Origin of the sequence: Endozoicomonas sp. ONNA2, assembly GCF_024606365.1 — a bacterium.
Lineage (GTDB): Bacteria > Pseudomonadota > Gammaproteobacteria > Pseudomonadales > Endozoicomonadaceae > Endozoicomonas.
Map to the genome: position 1 here is coordinate 1 of NZ_JAHHPO010000722.1, position 4,732 is coordinate 4,732.

General features: G+C 52.6%; 5 protein-coding genes. All 5 read left to right on the forward strand.

Annotated elements, in window-relative coordinates; all coding sequences use genetic code 11:
- Positions 1-97 precede the first annotated feature (97 nt).
- The 5 genes from KDK14_RS12760 to KDK14_RS12780 all read left to right on the forward strand — a co-directional run bounded on the left by KDK14_RS12760 (position 98) and on the right by KDK14_RS12780 (position 4,679).
- Positions 98-1,630 (forward strand): Re/Si-specific NAD(P)(+) transhydrogenase subunit alpha, encoded by a 1,533-nt coding sequence (locus KDK14_RS12760; RefSeq protein ID WP_257265523.1) that lies wholly within the window; start codon positions 98-100, stop codon positions 1,628-1,630.
- 15 nt (positions 1,631-1,645) lie between these two features.
- Entirely contained in the window at positions 1,646-3,046 is a 1,401-nt protein-coding gene (gene pntB / locus KDK14_RS12765; RefSeq protein WP_257265524.1) for a Re/Si-specific NAD(P)(+) transhydrogenase subunit beta, read from the forward strand.
- A 177-nt stretch (positions 3,047-3,223) separates the two neighbouring features.
- Entirely contained in the window at positions 3,224-3,487 is a 264-nt protein-coding gene (locus KDK14_RS12770; RefSeq protein ID WP_257265525.1) for a hypothetical protein, read from the forward strand.
- Positions 3,477-4,388 (forward strand): AMP-binding protein, encoded by a 912-nt coding sequence (locus tag KDK14_RS12775; protein ID WP_257265526.1) that lies wholly within the window; start codon positions 3,477-3,479, stop codon positions 4,386-4,388. The genes KDK14_RS12770 and KDK14_RS12775 overlap by 11 nt, the downstream gene beginning before the upstream one ends.
- A 96-nt stretch (positions 4,389-4,484) precedes the next feature.
- Positions 4,485-4,679, forward strand: coding sequence for a hypothetical protein (locus KDK14_RS12780; RefSeq protein ID WP_257265527.1), 195 nt, complete (start codon positions 4,485-4,487; stop codon positions 4,677-4,679).
- Positions 4,680-4,732 lie beyond the last annotated feature (53 nt).

A 4,732-nucleotide genomic window follows, 5' to 3' on the forward strand; every position in this document is an offset into this window, starting at 1 on the left:
TCATTTCAAAGGTATTTCTGTGGCAACCCTCTGGTTACAGAGGTTATGCATTTATGGTGCGAATTCAGGTCTATTAATTTAGCTTCCGGTGAACGTTATGCGCATAGGGATCCCTGGAGAGATCCAGGAAAACGAGAATCGCGTTGCTGCAACACCCGATACCGTGGACAAGATGCAGAAGCTCGGTTTTGACGTCCTTGTTGAACGAGGTGCAGGGGTAAAAGCGAGCTTTGAAGATGATGCATATACGAAGGCTGGCGCCCGGGTGGTTGATCGAAATGAGGTCTGGAATTCAGACATTATCCTCAAGGTTAACGCGCCGGTTGATGATGAAATTGCCCTGCTCCGGGATGGCGCTACCCTGGCCAGCTTTATCTGGCCAGCCCAGAATGCATCGCTGATGCACAAGCTTGGCCAGCGAAGTGTGAATATTCTGGCAATGGACAGCGTACCGCGCCTGTCGCGCTCACAGTCTCTGGATGCCCTGAGTTCAATGGCCAATATTGGTGGCTATCGTGCGGTGGTTGAAGCGTCCCATGAGTTTGGCCGTTTTTTTAATGGTCAGATCACTGCGGCCGGTAAAATTCCGGCGGCCAGGGTGCTGGTGATCGGTGCCGGTGTTGCTGGCCTCGCTGCCCTGGGTGCAGCGGGCAGCATGGGGGCCATTGTGCGTGCCTTTGACACCCGGCCTGAGGTCAAGGAACAAGTTGAGAGTATGGGCGCCGAGTTCCTTGAGCTGGATTACGAAGAAGAGCAGGACTCCTCCGACGGGTATGCCAGGCAGATGAGCCAGGCCTTTATCGATGCCGAGATGGCGCTCTTTATGGAGCAGGCCAAAGCAGTGGATATCATCATCACCACAGCGCTTATTCCCGGCAAACCGGCCCCAAAGTTGATCACCGAAGAGATGGTAAAGGCGATGAAACCTGGCAGTGTTATTGTCGATCTTGCCGCCCAGACCGGTGGTAACTGTGCCTGCACCGTCAAGGATCAGATCACCGTCGCCCATGGCGTAAAAGTCATCGGTTATACCGATCTGCCCAGTCGTCTGCCTACCCAGTCATCACAACTGTACGGCACTAACCTGGTCAATCTGCTGAAGCTGCTCTGTCCAAACAAGGATGGCCAGCTTGATATCAACTTTGATGATGAGGTTATCCGTGGCCTGACCGTCATCCGTGATGGCAGCATCACCTGGCCAGCACCACCGGTGAAAGTCAGTGCTGCCCCGGCTGCCAGACCTGAACCGGTTGCGGCTAACACGCCTGAAAAAGAACCAAAACCCGGGCCCTGGCTGAAGCCGGTGCTGATGGCTGTTGGTGCTGCGCTGTTTGGTTGTGTGGCCAACTCTGCCCCCCCCAGTTTCCTGGAACATTTCACCGTGTTTGTCCTCGCCTCCATCGTCGGCTATTACGTTATCTGGAATGTGACGTCTGCTTTGCATACGCCGTTGATGAGCGTCACCAATGCCATCAGCGGTATTGTGGTGGTCGGTGGTCTGGTTCAGATGGGCAGTGACAGTAATATCGTACTTGCCCTGTCGGGTATCGCCATCACGGTGGCTGTCATCAATATTGTTGGTGGATTCGCTGTTACCCAGCGGATGCTCAAGATGTTCCGTTTGGGTTAACAGGAGTCGCTCGCAATGTCTGAAGGATTACTGGTGGCGGCTTATCTGGCCGCCGCATTGATGTTTGTCATGAGCCTGGCCGGGCTTAGTCGTCAGGATACCGCGAAAAACGGCAATATTTACGGCATCGCCGGGATGGTGGTCGCCGTGCTGGCCACCCTTGCCCATGCCCATACTGCCGGTATTACCCTGGTCACGCTCTGCATGATCGTTGGTGCCGGGGTTGGCCTTTACCTGGCGATCAGAGTCCAGATGACTGAGATGCCACAGCTGGTGGCCATACTGAACGGCTTTGGTGGTCTGGCGGCCGTGTTGATTGGTTTTGCCAGTGCGGTGGAAGCCAATGACTCACTGGCTGGTCAGTTTAAAGATCTGGTCAGGTCCACTGAGCAGTTGATTCACAGCTGTGAAATCTTTATCGGGATTATCATTGGTGCAGTGACGTTCAGTGGCTCGGTGGTGGCAGCCTTGAAGCTTCATGGCAGGATTTCCAGCCGTCCGGTTGCACTACCCGGCAAGCACTGGACCAACCTGGCCATCCTTGGCCTGGCGGTGTTGATGGGTGTTGTCTATGTGCAGCAGCACAGCATTTTGGCCCTGTTGCTGGTCACTCTCCTGGCCTTTGCCTTTGGTGTTACTTTGGTGCTGGGCATTGGTGGCGCCGATATGCCGGTGGTGGTCTCCATGTTGAACGCATACTCCGGACTGGCGGCTGCCATGACCGGTTTTATGTTGGGCAACAACCTGCTGATCATTACCGGTGCCATGGTGGGTTCTTCCGGTGCCATACTCTCTTACCTGATGTGCGCGGCGATGAATCGTTCGTTTATTTCGGTGATTCTGGGTGGCTTTGGTACCGACGAAGGGACGATCGTCGAAGGTGGTGATCAGGGTGAGTATACTGAAATCAGCGCAGAAGAGGTGGCAGAGCGCCTGAAGGACTCTGCCAGTGTCATTATCACCCCTGGCTATGGTATGGCGGTTGCCCGGGCCCAGCACCCGGTTCGTGATCTGGTCAATAAGCTGCGGGAGCGGGGTATCAAGGTACGTTTTGGTATCCATCCGGTGGCCGGTCGGCTGCCGGGTCATATGAATGTCCTGTTGGCCGAGGCAAAAGTGCCCTATGACATCGTGGAAGAGATGGATGAAATCAACGATGACTTTGCCGATACCGACACGGTTCTGGTGATCGGTGCCAACGACACAGTGAACCCGGCGGCCGCCGAAGATCCCAACAGCCCCATTGCCGGCATGCCAGTATTGCGGGTTTGGGAAGCCGACGAAGTCATTGTCTTCAAACGTTCGATGGCTACCGGCTATGCGGGTGTGCAAAACCCACTGTTCTTCCGCCAGAACACCCGTATGCTGTTTGGCGATGCGGCGAACAGTGTTGAGCAGATTCTCAAACAGTTCTGATATTTTCTTCCCTCCGGGCTGGCGGCAAATGCTGCCAGCCCGGAACATTTCTGGCAATAACTCTCAGGCCAGATCAGTCATTATCTGAGAAAGGAGAGATCAAATATCAACACTTATGATTGATGACTGCCGCACCTTCAAACGCCTATTATTTATGGCCCAGGCTGGAACCCATTATTGTTAACCAGTGTTGAACATGTTATCGGTGTAGACATCGCACACTATGTGCAGGGACTCACTGGCCCCATCGCCAGAATGATTCAACGAAAGATGCGTAAGTCCATCACCATGCCCGGGGGTAAAACCTATTACAACTTTACGCAAGGCATCAAGAAACAAAATGCCGATCAATTAATGTTCGATCGACAGTTCACCAAAGAGACCATTTCATCCCTGTTTTGTACCGGTGGAACAACCGGTTTGCCGAAGATTGCCCAATGAACTGTTTAATGCCCGCTCATTGCAGATGATGAGTCAAAGTACCATGACAGCGGATAAATCCATATTGGGGGGCTTGCCCTTGTTCCATGTCAATGGTGCCCTGGTCACTGGCCTGGTGCCGCTGATGATCGGTGCCTCCATCGTGATCTGCACGCCACAGGGCTACCGTGGCGACGGTGTTTTTCCGAATTTCCGGGATATCATTGAGCACTTTAAAGTCTCGGCATTCAGTGGTGTGCCCACGGTATATTCGACCCTGATGAACTATCCCGCCAAAGGTAAAGATTTATCATCATTAGATGCAGCGATTTGCGGCGCTGCACCATTGCCCGTAGAAGTGGCCCGTTCATTTCAGGAGGCTACCGGCGTTGAAATCCTGGAAGGTTATGGGTTAACAGAAGCCACCTGTGCATCCAGTTTGAATTTATTGCACGGCAAGAAAAAGATCGGCTCTATTGGTATACGCATCCCATATCAACAAATGGTTTGTGCCGAGCTGAAAGACAATAAAGTGGTACGTATTTGCGATACCGATGAAATTGGCGCACTGATCATGAAAGGCCCCAATTTATCCCTGGGTTACCAATTGGAACATCAGAATGAGGGCCTGTGGGTCACTGACGAGCATGGCGACACATGGCTCAATTCCGGCGATCTGGCGCGGCAGGATGCCGACGGTTACTTCTGGTTGACCGGTCGTAAAAAAGAGCTGATTGTTCGAGGTGGCCATAACATTGAACCAAAACTGATTGAAGAAACCATGTGCAAACACCCCGACGTCACCCTGGCAGCAGCCGTTGGTCGACCGGATGCCCATGCCGGTGAAGTGCCGGTTTGCTATGTACAGATAGCAGATAACAGCCAGGTTTCAGACGCAGGGCTATTGGCTTTTGCCAGTTAAGAGATTCAGGAAAAAGCCGTTATCCCAAAAGCCGTCCACAGGGTCAGGGAGCTACCATTAACCGCCATTGGCAAGGTATTCAAGCCCAAACTTGAAATGCAGGAAATTGAAAAGTGTGTCACTGCCCTGGCCATGAAGGAGCGACCGGAAGTGCCTGTAACAGTGGTGGTAAAACAGGACCCCAAATACGGTGTTCTGGCAGATATCAATCTGGGTGAATGTGATACGACAAACAAGGCCCAATTTGAAAAGCTGCTGGGTAGTTATACGTTCAAGTCTGTTCTGTCTTAATTATTACCTGAATCCGTAAGGTTTTGATTGCACCGGAAGAATTTTACCAATTT

What these genes read in the sequence shown, in the direction of transcription:
- KDK14_RS12760 (WP_257265523.1), top strand. Translation starts at nt 98, where the DNA reads ATGCGCATAGGGATCCCTGGAGAGATCCAGGAAAACGAGAATCGCGTT.
- pntB (WP_257265524.1), top strand. Translation starts at nt 1,646, where the DNA reads ATGTCTGAAGGATTACTGGTGGCGGCTTATCTGGCCGCCGCATTGATG.
- KDK14_RS12780 (WP_257265527.1), top strand. Translation starts at nt 4,485, where the DNA reads ATGCAGGAAATTGAAAAGTGTGTCACTGCCCTGGCCATGAAGGAGCGA.